Annotated in this window: 17 protein-coding genes; 8 read left to right on the top strand and 9 right to left on the bottom strand. The window is 74.6% G+C overall.

Annotated elements, in window-relative coordinates:
- Nucleotides 1–23: 23 nt before the first annotated feature.
- Entirely contained in the window at nucleotides 24–626 is a 603-nt protein-coding gene (locus tag XF36_RS02310; RefSeq protein WP_060710696.1) for an alpha/beta family hydrolase, read from the bottom strand.
- Nucleotides 623–1,441 carry an SOS response-associated peptidase gene (locus XF36_RS02305; protein ID WP_060710695.1) on the bottom strand — a complete coding sequence of 273 codons (819 nt, stop codon included), beginning with the start codon at nucleotides 1,439–1,441 and terminating at the stop codon, nucleotides 623–625. Before XF36_RS02305 ends, XF36_RS02310 begins: the two co-directional genes overlap by 4 nt.
- Nucleotides 1,442–1,476: 35 nt before the next feature.
- On the opposite strand from XF36_RS02305, the gene aroA reads away from it, so the two are divergent.
- From aroA to XF36_RS02285, 4 genes are all read left to right on the top strand, one after another.
- Nucleotides 1,477–2,769 carry a 3-phosphoshikimate 1-carboxyvinyltransferase gene (aroA, locus tag XF36_RS02300; RefSeq protein ID WP_060710694.1) on the top strand — a complete coding sequence of 431 codons (1,293 nt, stop codon included), beginning with the start codon at nucleotides 1,477–1,479 and terminating at the stop codon, nucleotides 2,767–2,769.
- Nucleotide 2,770: 1 nt separating this feature from the next.
- Entirely contained in the window at nucleotides 2,771–3,790 is a 1,020-nt protein-coding gene (gene rsgA, locus XF36_RS02295) for a ribosome small subunit-dependent GTPase A (RefSeq protein ID WP_060710693.1), read from the top strand.
- Between the two features lie 74 nt (nucleotides 3,791–3,864).
- The gene (locus XF36_RS02290; protein ID WP_060710692.1) at nucleotides 3,865–4,659 is read left to right on the top strand and encodes a hypothetical protein; all 795 of its coding nucleotides are present in this window, start codon (nucleotides 3,865–3,867) and stop codon (nucleotides 4,657–4,659) included.
- Between the two features lie 106 nt (nucleotides 4,660–4,765).
- On the top strand, nucleotides 4,766–5,590 hold the full coding sequence (locus XF36_RS02285; protein ID WP_060710691.1) for a crotonase/enoyl-CoA hydratase family protein: 825 nt from the start codon (nucleotides 4,766–4,768) through the stop codon (nucleotides 5,588–5,590).
- Nucleotides 5,591–5,604: 14 nt separating this feature from the next.
- On the opposite strand, the gene XF36_RS02280 is transcribed toward XF36_RS02285, so the two are convergent.
- On the bottom strand, nucleotides 5,605–6,111 hold the full coding sequence (locus XF36_RS02280) for a DUF6912 family protein (protein ID WP_060710690.1): 507 nt from the start codon (nucleotides 6,109–6,111) through the stop codon (nucleotides 5,605–5,607).
- A 22-nt stretch (nucleotides 6,112–6,133) separates the two neighbouring features.
- Nucleotides 6,134–7,570: a WS/DGAT/MGAT family O-acyltransferase gene (locus XF36_RS02275; protein WP_060710689.1), complete on the bottom strand. Its 1,437-nt coding sequence runs from the start codon at nucleotides 7,568–7,570 to the stop codon at nucleotides 6,134–6,136.
- Between XF36_RS02275 and XF36_RS02270 the strand changes: the two genes are divergently transcribed.
- The 3 genes from XF36_RS02270 to XF36_RS02260 are packed head-to-tail and all read left to right on the top strand — an operon-like array spanning nucleotide 7,569 to nucleotide 9,937.
- The gene (locus tag XF36_RS02270) at nucleotides 7,569–8,363 is read left to right on the top strand and encodes a TrmH family RNA methyltransferase (protein WP_060710688.1); all 795 of its coding nucleotides are present in this window, start codon (nucleotides 7,569–7,571) and stop codon (nucleotides 8,361–8,363) included. The two genes, XF36_RS02275 and XF36_RS02270, sit on opposite strands and share 2 nt — an antisense overlap.
- Nucleotides 8,364–8,385: 22 nt before the next feature.
- On the top strand, nucleotides 8,386–9,657 hold the full coding sequence (locus XF36_RS02265; protein ID WP_060710687.1) for an alpha-hydroxy acid oxidase: 1,272 nt from the start codon (nucleotides 8,386–8,388) through the stop codon (nucleotides 9,655–9,657).
- Between the two features lie 19 nt (nucleotides 9,658–9,676).
- On the top strand, nucleotides 9,677–9,937 hold the full coding sequence (locus XF36_RS02260) for an antitoxin (protein ID WP_060714352.1): 261 nt from the start codon (nucleotides 9,677–9,679) through the stop codon (nucleotides 9,935–9,937).
- Nucleotides 9,938–10,063: 126 nt separating this feature from the next.
- On the opposite strand, the gene XF36_RS02255 is transcribed toward XF36_RS02260, so the two are convergent.
- The 4 genes from XF36_RS02255 to XF36_RS31150 form a co-directional block, all read right to left on the bottom strand.
- A complete protein-coding gene (locus XF36_RS02255; protein WP_060710686.1) occupies nucleotides 10,064–10,468 on the bottom strand; it encodes an HAD-IA family hydrolase in 405 nt (134 codons plus the stop codon).
- Nucleotides 10,469–10,535: 67 nt separating this feature from the next.
- Complete coding sequence (locus XF36_RS02250) at nucleotides 10,536–11,300, bottom strand: ABC transporter permease (protein ID WP_060710685.1); 765 nt, start codon at nucleotides 11,298–11,300, stop codon at nucleotides 10,536–10,538.
- Nucleotides 11,297–12,283: an ABC transporter ATP-binding protein gene (locus XF36_RS02245; RefSeq protein WP_060710684.1), complete on the bottom strand. Its 987-nt coding sequence runs from the start codon at nucleotides 12,281–12,283 to the stop codon at nucleotides 11,297–11,299. Before XF36_RS02245 ends, XF36_RS02250 begins: the two co-directional genes overlap by 4 nt.
- A 16-nt stretch (nucleotides 12,284–12,299) precedes the next feature.
- Nucleotides 12,300–12,803: a MarR family winged helix-turn-helix transcriptional regulator gene (locus XF36_RS31150; protein ID WP_060710683.1), complete on the bottom strand. Its 504-nt coding sequence runs from the start codon at nucleotides 12,801–12,803 to the stop codon at nucleotides 12,300–12,302.
- Between the two features lie 327 nt (nucleotides 12,804–13,130).
- On the opposite strand from XF36_RS31150, the gene XF36_RS31145 reads away from it, so the two are divergent.
- Nucleotides 13,131–13,901 carry an Rv3235 family protein gene (locus XF36_RS31145; protein ID WP_060710682.1) on the top strand — a complete coding sequence of 257 codons (771 nt, stop codon included), beginning with the start codon at nucleotides 13,131–13,133 and terminating at the stop codon, nucleotides 13,899–13,901.
- A gap of 138 nt (nucleotides 13,902–14,039) precedes the next feature.
- On the opposite strand, the gene secA is transcribed toward XF36_RS31145, so the two are convergent.
- Entirely contained in the window at nucleotides 14,040–16,865 is a 2,826-nt protein-coding gene (gene secA, locus XF36_RS02230; protein WP_238589076.1) for a preprotein translocase subunit SecA, read from the bottom strand.
- Between the last annotated feature and the right edge of the window lie 192 nt (nucleotides 16,866–17,057).

Raw genomic sequence — 17,057 nt, 5'->3', positions numbered from 1 at the left:
ACATAAGGGTCGGCAAACCTCTTCTACCGGTCGAGCTGCTCCGCCGCCCATCCGGCGACGACCTCGCGCAGCCGGTCGTGCTGTTCCTTCAGACCGTGGTCGCCGTCGAGCAGCACCACCCGCCGGTCGGGCCCGTCGGCCGGGACGCCGAACCGGTCGCTGCGGCCCTGCACCACGAGCACCGGCACCCCGGCCCCGTCGAGCTCCGGGGCCCGGGTCCGCTCCGGACGGCCGGGCGGGTGCAGCGGGAAGGCCAGGCACAGCACCGCGGCGGCACCGGCCGTCGTCGCCGTGCGGCAGGCGACGCGCGCACCGGAGCTGCGGCCGCCGACGACCAGCGGCCCGTCGTGGCCGGGCCGCACCGCCGCGACGACGGCGAGCCACGCTTCGTCGAGGTGCCCGGCCGGGGCGGGGGCCCGCCGGCCCGCGACCCGGTAGGGCTGCTCGACCAGGCCGACGTCGAACCCGGCGGCGGTGGCCGCCGCGGTCGCGGTGACCAGGTCGGGGGCGTCGACACCGCCGCCGGCGCCGTGCCCGAGCAGCAGCAGGCCGCGCGGTTGCTCCGCCCGGTGCAGGGTGACCCGGGCCGGTCCGCGCGGGGTGTCGACCTCGCGCGCCCCGGTCACGACAGCAGGTCGAGCTGGATCGGCTCGGTCACCCGGTCGTCGGAGATCCGGTCGAGCAGCTCGGGAGCGTTGTTGCGGACGTTGTTGACCTGCGGCGACACCGGCCGGATCTCGAGGGTGGACACCAGCTCGGGGGTCGGCGGGACGAGCAGCCGGGTGACCCGGTCGTCGCCGGTGTCGCGGTCCGGGTCGAGCCAGTCCGACCAGTCGTCGGGGCGCAGCACGAGCGGCATCCGGTCGTGGACCTGGGCGAGCGGGCCGACCGCCTCGGTGGTGAGCACGCAGGCGGTGACCAGGCCGTCCGGGTACTTCTCGGCGAGCTCGCCGCCGCTGGGACGCCAGTACTCCCACAGGCCGGCCATCGCCATCGTGGCGTCATCGGCGTAGTGGGTGAAGTACGGCTGCTTGGTCGGCTTGCCGGTCCCGCCCTGGCTCTTCGGGACGGCGTCGTGGCGCTGCCACTCGTACCAGCCGTCCATCGGGAACAGGCAGCGCCGCGACGCGGCCGCACGGCGGAACGCGGGCTTCTCGGTGATCGTCTCCGACCGGGCGTTCACCATCCGCGCACCAGCCGACGGGTCCTTCGCCCAGAACGGCACCAGGCCCCAGCGGACGGTCCGCAGCGACCGCTCGGTGGTGTCCCGGTCGGGTTCGCCGCTCTCGTCGCGGGGGTGGCGTTCGACCACCACGGTGATGTCCTTGGTCGGCGCCACGTTGTAGTCCGGACGCTGCGAGGACTCCTGCGTCGCGTCGACGGCGTGGAACTCGTCGGCCAGGTCCGCGGGGGCCTTGGTGGAGGCGTAACGGCCGCACATGCGCCCCATGCTCCCATGTGGGGAAGGATGGGGGTGTGAGCTACTGGACCACCCCCACGCCCGGGTCGCCGGTGACCGGCACCGTCACCGTCCCCGGGTCGAAGTCGGTGACCAACCGTGCGCTGCTGCTCGCCGGCCTGTCCGGCGGCGGGGTCCGGGTCGACGGTGCGCCGCCCACCCGCGACACCGCGCTGATGACCGGCGCGCTCACCGCGCTGGGCGTCCCAGTCGTCACCGAGGGCGACACGGTGCGGATCGGCGCGCACGGCGGGCTGCGCGGCGGCACGGCGGCGTTCCCGGCGGAGGTCGACTGCGGGCTGGCCGGGACGGTCATGCGGTTCGTCCCGCCGGCCGCGGCGACGGCGTCGGGCGCGGTCCGCTTCGACGGCGACCCGCGGGCGAGGGAGCGGCCGATGGGCACCGTGCTGGGCGCCCTGCGCGACCTCGGCGCCACCGTGTCCTTCGACGGCGCCGCCGACGCGCTGCCGTTCGTCCTGGACGGGGGCCCGGTCCGGGGTGGCGAGGTCACGATCGACGCGTCGGCGTCGTCGCAGTTCGTGTCCGGGCTGCTGCTGTCCGGGGCGCTGTTCGAGCGCGGGGTGACCGTCCGCCACGACGGGAAGCCGCTGCCCTCGCTCCCGCACATCGCGATGACGGTGGAGATGCTCCGCACCGCCGGGGTGGTCGTCGACGACGGCGAGCCGAACAGCTGGCGGGTCGAGCCCGGCCCGGTCGCGGGGCGGGACTGGACGGTCGAGCCGGACCTGTCGAACGCCGCGGTGTTCCTCGCCGCGGCCGTCGTGACCGGCGGGCGTGTCACCGTGCGCGGCTGGCCCGCCGAGACCACCCAGCCCGGCGTCGACGTGCTGCCGGTGCTGGAGCAGTTCGGCGGGACCGTGTCGCACACCGCCGAGGGGCTGACCGTGACCGGCCCGGACCGGCTCAGCGGCGTCGACGTCGACCTGCACGACGCGGGCGAGCTCGCACCCACCGTCGCGGCGATCGCCGCGCTCGCCTCGGGCACCTCGCGGCTGCGCGGGATCGGGCACCTGCGCGGGCACGAGACGGACCGGCTCGCCGCGCTCGCCACCGAGATCACCGCGCTCGGCGGCGCCGTCACCGAGACCGACGACGGGCTGGTCATCGAACCGAAGCCGCTGACCGGGCGCGCCGACCGGCCCTGGGGCGCCTACGCCGACCACCGGATGGCGACCGCGGGCGCGATCATCGGTCTGGTCGTGCCGGGCGTCGAGATCGACGACGTCGCCAGCACCGACAAGACCATCCCGGACTTCCCCGGCCGGTGGGCGGCGCTGGTCGGGAACTGACGTGCCCCGCGACATCAGCAGGCTCGACGAGTCCGACGTCCGCGTCCGCCCCGGACGACGCGGCAGCCGTCCGCGCAGCAAGCGCCGCCCCGCGCACGCCGACGCGACCCGCGCGATGGTCACCGCCGTCGACCGGGGCCGCTGGACCTGCGCGGTCGACGCCGACCCGAGCCTCCCCCAGGTCGTCGCCATGCGGGCCCGCGAGCTGGGCCGGACGCCGGTCGTCGTCGGGGACCGGGTGGACCTCGTCGGGGACCTGTCCGGCGAGCCGGACACCCTCGCGCGGATCGTGCGGGTCGCCGAGCGCGAGACCGTGCTGCGCCGCACCGCCGACGACACCGACCCCTACGAGCGGATCGTCGTCGCGAACGCGCAGCGGCTGATCGTGGTCACCGCCGTCGCCGACCCGGTGCCGCGCAGCGGGTTCGTCGACCGCTGCCTGGTCGCGGCGTTCGCCGGCGGGCTGCAGCCGGTGCTGTGCCTGACCAAGTCCGACCTCGCCGACCCGGAGCCGTTCGCCGCGCAGTACCGCGAGCTCGGTGTGCCGGTGCTGGTGACCGGACGTTCGGAGTCCGGGCCGCCGAGCGGGCTGGACGCGCTGCGCGCGGAGCTGTCCGGGCGGCTGTGCGCGCTCGTCGGGCACTCCGGGGTCGGCAAGTCCACGCTGGTCAACGCGATCGTCCCGGCCGCGACCCAGGCCATCGGGCGGGTGTCGGGCGTCGGCAAGGGGCGGCACACGACCACCGCGGCCCTGGCGTTCCCGCACGCCGACGGCTGGGTCGTCGACACCCCGGGGGTCCGGTCGTTCGGGCTCGCGCACGTCAGCGCGGACGACGTCGTCGCCGCGTTCGGCGACCTCGCCGAGGCGATCGAGGGCTGCCCGCGCGGCTGCGGGCACCTCGGGCCGCCCGCCGACCCGGAGTGTGCACTGGACGACCTGGTCGCCTCCGGCGCACTCGGAGGAGGCAGACTCGACGCGTTGCGCCGCGTGCTGGTGGCGCTGGCGAGCGACAGGTTCTGAAGGTCCTGTCGGTCCTGACAGTTCCGACGATCACGACGACGGCCGGGGAGCGGGTAGTGCCGGGACGGCGCGCGATGACGCTGCTGCTGTGCGGGGCGGTGCTGGTACCCGGGCTGTCCGGGTGCTCGTGGCCCGGCTCGTCGGGCGCCACCCCGCCGCCCGCGGTCGCGCCCGCGGCGCTGCCGAAGTACTACGACCCGGCCCCACTGGTCGCCGACGTCCGGGCCCGCACCCGGCTCGACGGCGGCTCGACGCTGTCGGTGGCGGGCACCCTGACCCACGACGGCACGACCGTCCCGGTGACCGGCGACGGCGCCCTTCGGGTCGACGAGGCCGGGGACGCCCCCGCCGTGCGGCTGCTGCTGCGTTCGGGGCCGTCCAGCACGGTCGCCCGGAGCACTGAGATCATCCGGATCGGCGGCCGCACCTGGCTGCGCCCCGGCGACGGCGGCTGGGGCGAGGCCGGGCGGGTCCCGCTGCCACCGGAGCAGATGGCGCACGCGACGCTCGCCGCGAACGTCGCCGCCGGGGTCGACCCGCTGGGGGCGGTGGCCCGCTACCCGGACGCGGTGCTCGTCGCCGACGCCGCCGACGACGCCGTCGACGGCACCCCGGCCGTGCACTACACGCTGGTCGTCGACCTGGTGCGAGCCGTGGCGACCGAGACCGACCCGGCGCGCCGGGCGTCGCTGCAGGCCCAGCAGCGGGCCGGGCTGACCCGGCTGAGCTCGGAGATCTGGGTCGACGCCGAACGCAGGCCGCTGCGCAGCCGGGTCCGCCAGCAGCTCCCCGACGGCGCGGCGCTCGACGTCCTCGTCCGCTACGACGGCTGGGGCGTCCCGATCACCATCGAGCCGCCCGTCGGCTGAGGGCTCCCGGCGGCCGAACGCGGGGACGCGGGCCCCCGGCCCTCCGCGTGCCGTTGCGGCGCGACGGAGGCCGTGGCGGCCTCCGATCCGGGCTACGGTGCGGTGCATGAGCGAGCGGGTCCGGACCGCCGTGGACGACGGCGTCGCCGAGGTGCGGTTCACCCGGCCGGAGCGCCGCAACGCCCTCGACGTCGCCCAGTTCACCGCGATCGTGCACGCCGCGGACGCGCTGCGCGACCGCGCGGACGTCCGCGTCGTGGTGCTGTCGGCGCAGGGGCCGGACTTCTGCGCGGGCCTGGACCGCGACATGTTCCGCGCGATGCGCGCCGGCGAACGGCTCTCCGCCACCGCCGAGCTGCCCCCGCCGCGCGACGGCTCCCCGGCCCGCGCGACCGGGCAGCGCGCCGCGTACGCATGGACCGAGCTGGACGTTCCGGTGATCGCCGCCGTGCAGGGGCACGCGCTGGGCGGCGGACTGCAGATCGCGCTCGGCGCGGACCTGCGGATCGTCGCCCCCACCGCGACGCTGTCGGTGCTGGAGATCGTCTGGGGCCTGGTGCCCGACATGGGCGGCACGCTGTTGCTGCCGCAGCTGGTCGGGCGCGACGTCGCCCGCGACCTGACCTTCACCGGGCGTACGGTGTCCGGCACCGAGGCCGTCGCGCTGGGGCTCGCGACCCGCACCGCCGAGGACCCGCGGGCCGCCGCGCTGGCGACCGCACGGGAGATCGCCGCCCGCAACCCGCACGCGGTCCGCGCGGCGAAGCGGCTGCTCGCGACACCCCGTCCGCCCGCCGAGCAGCTCGCCGCCGAGCAGGCCGAGATCGGTGCGCTGATCGCGAGCCCGAACCAGCGCGAGGCCGTCGCCGCGCGGCTGGAGGGCCGCGACCCGGTGTTCCACGACCCCGCGCCGGGGGCCGGAGCGGGCTGAGGGCCCGTCGGGGCTCAGCCCAGCTCGACCAGGAACGGCAGCTCGGTGCCGTCGTACCAGGCGAGCTCGTGGTCCTCGGCCTCGCCGACGAGGAACTCGGCATCCATGTCGCCCAGGTCGGCCTTGTCGACCGCACCGGCCGCCTCCCGGACGGCGTGCTCGGCCACCGGCAGGTCGACGTGCACGGCGGCGATCTTCGACAGCGGCACCGGGCCGGTCACCCGGACCGCGCCGTCGTCGAGGTCGGGGCGCAGGGTGACGTCGTCGGTGTCGGCGGACACCACGACCCGGCGGGCGGGGGTGTCGTTCTCGCCCAGGCCGAACTCGACCGCGAGCAGCCGCAGCGACGCCCGCGCCGCCTCGTTCATCGCGGCGTACTCGAGCTCCTCGTCGTCACCCGCGGTGTAGGACTCGCGCAGCTTCGGGGTGAGCGCGAACGCGGTGCCGCCGAGCGGCTCGAAGTTCCCGGTCTTCACGGCGCGGGCCAGCATCGGCCAGGTTGCGGGGAGGTAGATCCTCAACGGTGCTCTCCTCTGACGGGGCTCACCCCGACTGTCGCAGTGTCTCGAGGAGCTCCTCGAGCGACTCGTCCACCATCCCGGCCAGCACGTCCAGGTCGCCCATGGCGTCCCGGTCCCCGTTCAGGCCGTAGTAGACACCGCCGTCGTAGCTGGTCAGGCCGATGGAGACGGCCTGACCCTTCGCCAGCGGGACCACCGGGAACATCTCCAGCATCCGCGCCCCGGCCGCGTAGAGCGGGAACTGCGGCCCGGGGACGTTGGTCACGACCAGGTTGAAGAAGTGCCGTGCCATGCCGTTCGCGGCGCGGGCGCCGACGGCGTGCAGCGTCGGCGGGGCGAACCCGCCGATCCGGACCAGGGTGTCGGCACCGACGGCGTCGCCGGTGTCGGTGTGCTCGCGCATCTGGTGGGTGACCTGGTGCAGCCGCACCAGCGGGCTCGGCTCGCCGACGGGCAGGTCCACCAGGAACGAGGCCACCCGGTTCCCGAGCGACCCGCCGGCCGCCGAGCTGGGCACGTCGCCCTCGCCGCGTACCGACAACGGCACCAGCGCCCGCACCGACGACGACCCGGCGACCGGCTCGCCGCGTGACATCAGCCAGGTCCGCAGGGCACCGGCGATCACGGCGAGCACCACGTCGTTGACGTCGCAGCCGTAGGCGGCGCGGACCTTGCGGTAGTCCTCCAGGTCGGTGCGGGCCAGCGCGAACCGGCGCTGGGTGGAGATCTCGGCGTTCAGCGGCAGCCCCGGCGCGCGACGACCCGCGGTCCGGGCCATGTTCAGGACCTTGCCCGCGGCCCCGGCGAGCTTGCCGACGGTGGCCAGCGCGTCCCCCGCGGCGACCCGCACGTTGTCCACGATCTCGGTGGGGCGGGTGACGGCCTCGGAGATCGCGTCGAGCACCAGCTGCCCGTCGGTCGGCTCGGGGCGCGGCATCCACAGCTCGTCCGGGGTGGCCCGCGGCTCGGCGGAGACGTCGAGGATGACCTGGCCGATGTCGATCGCGGAGATCCCGTCGACCATCGCCTGGTGGGTCTTGGTGAGGATCGCGACCCGGCCGGTGTCGCCGTCCCCGGCGGGGCCGAGCCCCTCGATGACGTACATCTCCCACAGCGGCCGGGTGTGGTCCAGCGGCCGGGACATCAGCCGTCCGACCAGGTCGGTCAGCTGGTCCTCGCTACCCGGACGGGGCAGCGCCGAGCGCCGCACGTGGTAGGCGATGTCGAACTCCGGGTCGTCCACCCACACCGGACGCGCGAGGTTGGCCGGGACGTGGCGCACCTTCTGCCGGTAGCGCGGCACCAGCGCGATCCGCTGCTCGATCAGCTCGACCAGGCGGTCGTAGTCGAACCCGTCGTCCGCGCGCTCGAAGACGGCGACCCCGCCGACGTGCATCGGGGTGGTCGCCTCCTCCAGGTACAGGAAGGACGCGTCGAGTGCGGAGAGCCGGGACGGCATGGCCGCGATCCTACGTGCGACGCTTCTCCCCGTGAGCGATGCAGGTGCGGTCTCCCCGAAGGACCGGTTCATCACGGTCTACGGCCGCAAGACCGTCCTGGAGGCGCTGGCCGACCCCGACCTGGAGGTCGACAAGGTCGTGCTGGCCGACACGGTGCGCGGTGGCGGCGAACGCGAGATCACCGCGGCCGCCCGTGACCGCGGGGTGTCGGTGCAGCGTGCGACCGCGCAGCGGGTGAAGGTGCTGGCCGGCAACGGGCGCCACGACCAGGGTGTGCTGGCCGACGTCGTCGCCCCGCGGATGTCGCCGCTGGAGCACTTCCTGTCCGACCTGGGCACCCGGCGGCCGGCGTCGGTGCTGGTCCTCGACGCCGTCACCAACCCGTCGAACGTCGGGATGATCCTGCGCAGCGCGACGGCCGCCGGTCTGGACGGCGTGCTCCTGCCCCGCCGCGGGGTGCCCGCCATCGACCCGCTGGTGATCAAGGCCTCGGCCGGGGTGGCGTTCGCCGCGCCCGTGCTGCGCTGTGCCACCGCCGCCGAGGGCGTCGACCTCATGCACGCGGCCGGGTTCGGCGTGTTCGGCCTCGATGCCGGCGGCGACTCGCTGCTGGAGGCGTCGCTCCCGCCCCAGGTCGCCCTGGTGCTGGGCAACGAGACCGACGGCCTGACCGAGGACGTCCGCTCCCGGCTCGACGGGATCCTCTCGCTGCCGATGTACGGCGGGGTCGAGTCGCTCAACGTCGCCTCCGCCGGTGCCGTCGCCGCCTACGAACTGCTGCGCCGACGCTGAGCGGTCACCTAGTGTCGGGGCGATGGTGCGCCGTCGCATTCCCCGCCCGTCCGAGCTCGCGCCGCTGCTGCGGCCCGCCCCGTTCACCCTCGACCGCACGGCGGCCCGGCTGGCCCGCGCGTCGAGCATCGGGGACCTGCGCGAGCTGGCCCGGCGGCGGGCGCCGCGGGCGGTGTTCGACTACACCGACGGGGCCGCCGAGGACGAGGTGAGCCTGCGCCGGGCCCGCGAGGTGTGGGCCTCGGTGGAGTTCTCGCCGACCGTGCTCACCGACGTCTCCCGGGTGGACACCGGCCGGGACGTCCTCGGCGGACGCTCGTCGCTGCCGTTCGCGCTGGCCCCGACCGGCTTCACCCGCATGATGCACACCGAGGGCGAACGCGCGGTCGCCGCCGTCGCCGCCCGGGCCGGGATCCCCTACGCCCTCTCGACCATGGGCTCCACGACGATCGAGGGCGTCGCCGAGGCAGGGCGTGGCGGGCGGCACTGGTTCCAGCTCTACCTGTGGCGCGACCGCTCGGTCGCCCACGAGCTCGTCTCCCGGGCACGGGAGGCCGGCTACGACACGCTGCTGCTCACCGTCGACACCCCGGTCGGCGGCAACCGGCGCCGCGACGCCCGCAACGGCCTGTCCATCCCGCCCGCGCTGTCGCTGCGGACCTTCGTCGACGGCGCCCGCCACCCCCGCTGGTGGTTCGACCTGCTCACCACCGAACCGCTGACGTTCGAGTCGCTCGCCGCGGGCGGCGGCAGCCCGTACGAGGTGATCAACCGGGTGTTCGACCCGGCCCTGACCCTCGACGACGTCACCTGGCTGCGCGGCGCCTGGCCCGGGAAGCTGGTGGTCAAGGGCGTCCAGTCGGTCACCGACGCCCGCCGCGTCACCGACGCGGGCGCCGACGGCGTGCTGCTGTCCAACCACGGCGGACGCCAGCTGGACCGCGCCCCGGTGCCCGCCGAGCTGATCGAGCCGGTGGTGCAGGAGCTGGGCGACGACGCGGAGGTCCTGGTGGACACCGGGATCACCCACGGCGGCGACGTCGTCGCGGCGGTCGCGCTCGGCGCCCGCGCGGCGCTGGTCGGCCGCGCCTACCTGTACGGGCTGATGGCCGGGGGCGAGGCCGGGGTCGCGCGCGCCGTGGAGATCCTGCGGGCCGAGGTGGAGCGCACGATGCAGCTGCTCGGCGTCACCCGGGTCGACGACCTCCGCCCGGAGCACGCACGGCTCCGCTCGTCGACCAGCGGATACCATCACCCGAACGAGCGACGTCCCGGCGCTGCGCCCCGGCGCTGACCGGGCCAGCATGGGGCGCATGGGTTTCCTGGACAAGGCCAAGGAACTGCTCGGCCAGCACGACGACAAGGTCGACCAGGCGCTGAACAAGGCCGGTGACGCGGCGAAGCAGAAGTACGCCGGTCACGACGGCCAGATCGACGCGGCGACGAAGTTCGCCCGGGAGAAGACCGGTGCCGGCGACACCACCGCCCAGCAGCCCGGTCAGCCGGGTCCGGACGGGCAGGCCCCGCCGCCGCCCGCGCCGGGTGAGGCCCCGCCGCCGCCTCCGCAGCAGTAGGGCTCCGCAGCAGTAGGCAGAGCACGACCGGCCCGGCCGACCGCCGGGCCGCCCACGAGGCGCCGTCCGCTCACCGCGGGCGGCGCCTCCGCACGTCGCGACCCGCCCGGCCCAGTCCCCGGCGGCTCAGTCCCGGGCGGGGACCCCGAGCAGGACCTCCAGCTCGCCGAGGGTCGTCTCGGCGCCGGTGTGCCGCACCCCGACCGCCCCGGCAGCGGCGGCGCCGCGCACACACGCCCCCATGTCGTCGACGACGACGCAGTCCCCCGCGGGCAGGCCCAGCTCCGCCGCGACGGCGGCGAAGGAGTCGGGACTCGGCTTCCGGGCGCCGCGGACCGCGCCGAGCAGCACCGTGCCGAACGCCGCGGCGACCTCGTCGGGCACCGCATGCGCGCCGGAGAACAACGCGGTGCGGATCCCCGCGGCCGCGGCGCGACGGGCGTAGGCGAGCAGCAGGGCGCCGTCGGCGGGGTCGTCGAGGACACCGCCGTAGTCGACGATCAGGCCGCGCAGGGTCCGGGTGTCCGCCACCCGACCGACGGTACCGAGTGTCGCGACCGCCCGGGGCCCTCGCGCTTCGCCGCTCGACCGCCGCGGCTCAGTCCAGCGCGCGGCGCAGGAAGCCGCGGATCCCCAGCAGGGTGAACAGCACGATCGCCGCCACCGGGACGAGCACGCACACCCACAGCAGCATGTGCGGGACCTGCGGCACCAGCGACGCGCGGATCCCCTCGCTGACGTAGGTCAGCGGGTTGAGCGCCGACAGCACCTGGAACCAGCGCAGGTCCGCCAGTGTGAGCCACGGGTACTGCACCGAGCCGGTGAACAGCAGCGGCGTGAAGATCACCGCGAACAGGATGTTGATCCGCCGCGGCGGCACCGCGGTGCCGATGGTCAGCCCCATCGCCGCACCGAGCAGGCTTCCGAGCACCACCATCAGCAGCGCGGGCGCCAGCCCCTCGACCGGCCACCGGATGTCGATCATCAGGAAGCCGATGGGCACCATCAGCAGGCTGGCCAGCAGGCCGCGCAGCCCCGCGAAGACGATCTTCTCGACGGCGACGGCCCACACCGGCATCGGCGCGAGCAGCCGGTCGTCGATCTCCCGGGTCCAGGACAGCTCGAACACCAGCGGCAACGTCACCGCCTGCAGGGCGCCGAACATCGCGTTCAGCGCGATCAGACCCGGCAGCATGATCTGCCCGTACTCGGGCGCGACGAAGCCGCCGCGGCCGAGGACCACGACGAACACCAGCAGGAAGAAGAACGGCTGCACCAGCGTCTGGGCGAGGAACGACGGCAGCTCCCGGCCGGTGACGAACAGGTCGCGGCGCAGCACCGCCAGGAAGGCGCGCCCGGTCATCGGAGGTCCCTCCCGGTCAGGTCGATGAACACGTCCTCCAGCGTCGCCTGTCCCAGGCTGACGTCGCGCACCGTGGCGCCGTGCCTGCCGAGCAGGTCGACGGCCGGTGCGAGCAACGCCGCCGGCCCTCCGGTGACCGACAGCCGGAACGCCGTCGCGGTGCCGCTCTCCCCCGGGCCGCGGCCCGGCGGGGTCTCGGCGCGGGCGACACCGCCCAGCCCGGCCAGCGCCGCCCGCAGCGTCTCCGCCGCACCGGGGCCGTGGTCGGCGACGATCTCCACCGTCGCGCTCCCCGGCAGCGACCGGACCAGCGTGTCCGGGGTGTCCAGGGCGAGCAGCCTGCCGTAGTCGACGATCCCGATCCGGTCCGACAGCTTGTGCGCCTCGTCCATGTCGTGGGTGGTCAGCACGACGGTCACGCCCTCGGCGCGCAGGCCACCGATCTGGTCGTGGACGAACAGCCGGGCCTGCGGGTCCAGACCGGTGGAGGGCTCGTCGAGGAACAGCACCTGCGGCCGGTGCATGAGCCCGCGGGCGATCATGACGCGTTGGGCCTGACCGCCGGAGAGGTCGTCGGCGACCGCCTTCGCCTTGTCGGTCAGCCCCATCCGCTCCAGCAGCTCGTCGGCGCGGCGGTTGCGCTCGGCCCGACCGACACCGTGGTAGGCGGCGTGGAAGATCAGGTTGTCGCGGACGCCGAGGGATCGGTCCAGGTTCTGGCGCTGCGGGACGACGGCCAGCTTCGCGCAGACGGCGACGGCGTCGGTGCGCACGTCGAGACCGGCGACCCGGGCCGTGCCCGAGGTCGGCACCACGCGGGTCGTGAGCACGCCGACGGTCGTGGTCTTCCCCGCGCCGTTGGGGCCGAGCAGCCCGAACACCTCGCCCTCGGCCACCGAGAACGACAGGCCGTCGACGGCGTTGCCCTTCGCCTTCGGATACCGCTTCACCAGGTCGACCACCTCGACCGCGGTCCGCCCCATCGCACTCCCCTGCCGATCACGTCGCGTCGGACCGATCCTGCTCCAGGTCGACGATCACCGCGACCAGATAGTCGCGGACGGCGGCGTCGAGTCCGTCCGGTGGTTCCCGCAGCCACGGCCCGCGACCGTCCGGACGGGCGGCGCGCCACCGGTCCCGTCCGGCGTCGGTGAGCGCGACGAGCCGGACCCGCCGGTCGGCCGGGTCACCGCGGCGGACCACCAACCCGGCCGCTTCCAGGGCGTCGACGACCGGGGTCAGGCTGGTCGGGGCGACCCGGACCCGGGCCGCGAGCTCGCGCTGGGCGAGCCCGCCGCACCGCTGCAGCACGTCGAGGACGGCGAACCCGGTGACGCCGAGGCCGTGCGCCCCGGTCCGCCGGCGACGTTCGGCGAGCACCGCCGCCCCGGCCCGGACGACGAGGTCGGCCAGCGACTCCGCGGGGCCCTCCACCGGGTCGGGCGCGGCGACGAGACGGGGCGGGGTGAGATCGATCCGTCCCGGTGGGCGGGGTGCGGGCATCGCGGGAGGGTAGGACGGGGCCGGGCCCGGCGGGCGCGGTCGGGCGGAGCCGGTTGCGTTCGTGAACACCGGCCGCCGCCGTCGCCGTGGTGGGGCACACACGGCCTGCCTCGTCGCCGTGGTGGGGCCAGGCACGGCCTTCCCGTGCCGTGGTGGGCCACGCACGGCCACACCCACGCCGATGGGATCAGCCGCGGCCCGACCCGCCTCCCCCCGGGTCGTGCTGGTCCGGATCATGCGGATCCGGACCATGCGGAGCTGGACGGTCCGGTGGCGGACGCGAGCCGGTTCCCACCGTGGCGTCGGGGCGCGCCGCAGTCTGACGCCGTGACCACGACGACGACCGACGCCGACCCGGATTCCGGTGCCCGCGCACGGACCGGCACCGCTCCGGGGAGCGGTACCCACGTGCGGGCCGACACCGCCCCGGATGCCGGGGGCCGGAGGCGGACCGGAGCGGACTCCAGGGCCGGATCCGGTCCACGCACCGACACCGCCCGCCCCGGGGCCGCCGAGGAGCCGGCGCCGGCCCTGCCGTCCGGACCTGCACCGCTCCTGGCCCGGACCCCCGCCGACGTACCCGAACCGCTCGCACCGGGGGTCGTCGTCGTGCTGCCCGGTGGGTTCCGGATGTCCTCCGGACCGGCGCCCGCACCGCGCGAGGCGATCCGCCCCGTCCCGGTGCCGACGGTGCCCGAGGACATCTCCCCGGCCGACCTCGCCCGGGTACGGGCCCCGGCCACCGGGATCGTCCGGCTGCTGACCGAGGTGCTCGCCGGGCGTCGCCCGCCGGAGGGGGTCGCGGCCGTCACCACCCCTGCGGTGCGTCGCTACCTGACCGCGGCCCGGTTCGTGCACTCGGGCCACCGGTCCCGTGGTCTCTCGGGCGCCGGTGGACGGGCCGGTGCCCCCGGCTGCGGGAGTCCGGGCGGACCTACCGCGCGCCGGGCGCCGCGGGTGCACGTGGGCCTGCCCCGGCCGGACGTGGCCGAGGTCTGCGCGACCGTCACCGTCGGCGGGCGGGTACGTGCCCTGGCGCTGCGGCTGGACCGCACACCGGACGGCCGGTGGCTCGCCACCGCCGTCCGGCTCGTGTGAGACCCGCGTCCGGGTGCTCGCTCGTGCGCGTCCTGCCGGTGGGACCGTGGGAGACCTGCCGTCGGGCACCGCTCGTGAGGGTCGCGGCCGCGGGATCGGCGCCGCCGGCGGGAGGCCCCCACCGGACGGCGCACGGTCTCAGCGCCGCCGGCGGGCCTTCTCCGCGCGACGCCGCTCGGCGCGGTTGACGCCCTCGTCGCCGTTCGGGGAGGCCCCGTTGCCGCGGGCCGGCACCTGGTGGCGGCCGGTACGACCGGTGCCCGGGGCGGCCGCTCCGCCGTCACCGCGACGCGCGACCCCGCCGTCCTCACCCGGACCGCTGTACTGCAGGTTCTGCGGCGGGCTGGTGCGGAACAGGTTGGGCAGGACCACGGTGGACTCGGCGGGGTCCTCGGCCGGGACCCGGCGCACGACCGGGATCTCGGTCGTCTCCGGCTCGGCCTCCTGGACGGGCGCGGCCGGCTGCTGCACCTGGACGACGACGTTGAACAGGTGCCCGATCGTCTCCTCCTTGATGCCCTCGAGCATCGCGGAGAACATGTCGAATCCCTCGCGCTGGTACTCGATCACCGGGTCGCGCTGGGCCATCGCCCGCAGCCCGATGCCCTCCTTGAGGTAGTCCATCTCGTAGAGGTGCTCGCGCCACTTGCGGTCGATGACCTGCATCAGGACCTGGCGCTCGAGCTCGCGCATGCCGCCCTGCGGGCCGATGAGCGCGTCGATCTCGGCCTCACGCCGGGCGTAGGCGGCCTCGGCGTCGGCGAGGATGACCCGCTCGAGCTCCTCGGCCGACAGGTCGTCGATGTTCTCGGCGACGGTGCGCCAGTCGAGCTGGATCGGGTACAGACCCTTGACCGCCGTCCACAGCTTCTCGAGGTCCCAGTCCTCGGAGTAGCCCTCGGCGGTGGCCCCGACGACGTAGGCGTGGATCACGTCCTCGAGCATGTTGCGGGTCTGGCGCTGCACGTCCTCGCCGTCGAGGACCCGGCGGCGCTCGTCGTAGATGACCTTGCGCTGCTGGTTGAGGACCTCGTCGTACTTGAGGACGTTCTTGCGGATCTCGAAGTTCTGCTGCTCGACCTGGGTCTGCGCGCTGCGGATCGCGCGGGTGACCATCCCCGCCTCGATCGGCACGTCGTCCGGCAGGTTGAACCGGTTCATGATCGACTCGACGACCTGGCCGTTGAAGCGGCGCATCAGCTCGTCACCCAGGGACAGGTAGAAGCGGGACTCACCCGGGTCGCCCTGGCGGCCGGAGCGGCCGCGCAGCTGGTTGTCGATGCGCCGGGACTCGTGGCGCTCGGTGCCGAGCACGTAGAGACCACCAGCGGCGCGGACCTCGTCGGCCTCGGCCTTGACCTGCTTGCGCATGCGGTCGAGGACCGCGTCCCACGCGGCCTCGTACTGCTCCCGGGTCTCGACCGGCTCCAGCCCCTGGCTGCGCAGCTCCAGGTCGGCGAGGAACTCGGGGTTGCCGCCGAGCATGATGTCGGTGCCGCGACCGGCCATGTTCGTCGCGACGGTGACGGCGCCCGCGTGCCCGGCCTGGGCGATGATCTGCGCCTCACGCGCGTGGTTCTTGGCGTTGAGCACCTCGTGCTGCACGCCGCGGCGCAGCAGCAGTTTCGACAGGTACTCGGACTTCTCGACGCTCGTCGTGCCGATCAGGACCGGCTGGCCCTTCTCGTGCTTCTCGGCGATGTCGTCGGCGACCGCCTCGAACTTCGCGGGCTCGGTCTTGTAGATCAGGTCCGACTGGTCGACGCGCACCCGCGGGCGGTTCGGCGGGATCGAGACGACCGACATCTTGTAGATCTCGTGCAGCTCGGCGGCCTCGGTCTGGGCCGTACCGGTCATGCCGGCGAGCTTGTCGTAGAGCCGGAAGAAGTTCTGCAGCGTGATCGTCGCCAGGGTCTGGTTCTCCGGCTTGATCTCGACGCCTTCCTTGGCCTCGATCGCCTGGTGCATGCCCTCGTTGTAGCGACGACCGGCGAGCACCCGGCCGGTGAACTCGTCGACGATCAGGACCTCACCGTCGTTGACGATGTAGTCCTTGTCCTTCTTGAACAGCTCCTTGGCCTTGACCGCGTTGTTGAGGTAGCCGACCAGCGGGGTGTTCGCGGACTCGTAGAGGTTGTCGATGCCGAGCTGGTCCTCGATCAGCGCGACACCCTCCTCGGTGATGCCGACGGTGCGCTTGCGCTCGTCGACCTCGTAGTGGATGTCCTTGGACAGCATCGGCGCGAGCCGCGCGAACTCCTGGTACCAGCGGGCGCTCTGCTCGGCCGGACCGGAGATGATCAGCGGGGTGCGGGCCTCGTCGATGAGGATCGAGTCCGCCTCGTCGACGATGGCGAAGTTGTGCCCGCGCTGGACCATGTCGGCGGTGTTCCACGCCATGTTGTCGCGCAGGTAGTCGAAGCCGAACTCGTTGTTCGTGCCGTAGGTGACGTCGCAGGCGTACTGCTCGCGGCGCTGCGCCGGGGTCATCTCCGACAGGATCACGCCGACGGTGAGACCCAGCCAGCGGTGGATGCGGCCCATGGTCTCGGAGTCGCGCTTGGCGAGGTAGTCGTTCGTGGTGACCACGTGCACGCCGTCGCCGGGCAGCGCGTTGAGGTAGACGGCCAGCGTCGAGGTCAGGGTCTTGCCCTCACCGGTGCCCATCTCGGCCACGTTGCCCATGTGCAGCGCGCCGGCACCCATCAGCTGCACGGTGAACGGGCGCTGGCCCAGCGTGCGCTGTGCGGCCTCGCGCACCGTGGCGAAGGCCTCGGGCAGCAGGTCGTCGAGCGACTCGCCGTCGGCGTGGCGACGACGGAACTCGTCGGTCTTGGCGCGCAGCTGGGTGTCGGTGAGACCCTCGAACTCGGGCTCCAGTCCGTCGATGTGCGCGGCGATCTTCGCGAGCCGCTTCACCAGCTTGGTCTCGCCGGCCCGGAGGAGTCGACTCAGGAAGGGCACTGCCGACCTCATTCACGTCGCGGTCAGGACACGGGGCCTCCCACCACGGTCTCCGCGCCGCGTCTCGGCGCCTCGGACGGCACCGGCGCGGCGCCGGCGCCGCGCGGCGGACCGACCCCGCCGACCATGGTACGGGCACCCGGGCGATGACCCGCGCCGCGGCGGGGAGGCGTTCCCCGCCGCGGTACGGGG

This window comes from Pseudonocardia sp. HH130629-09, from assembly GCF_001294645.1.
In the GTDB taxonomy this organism is placed as follows: domain Bacteria; phylum Actinomycetota; class Actinomycetes; order Mycobacteriales; family Pseudonocardiaceae; genus Pseudonocardia.
This window is presented reverse-complemented; position numbering and strand designations above follow the sequence as displayed.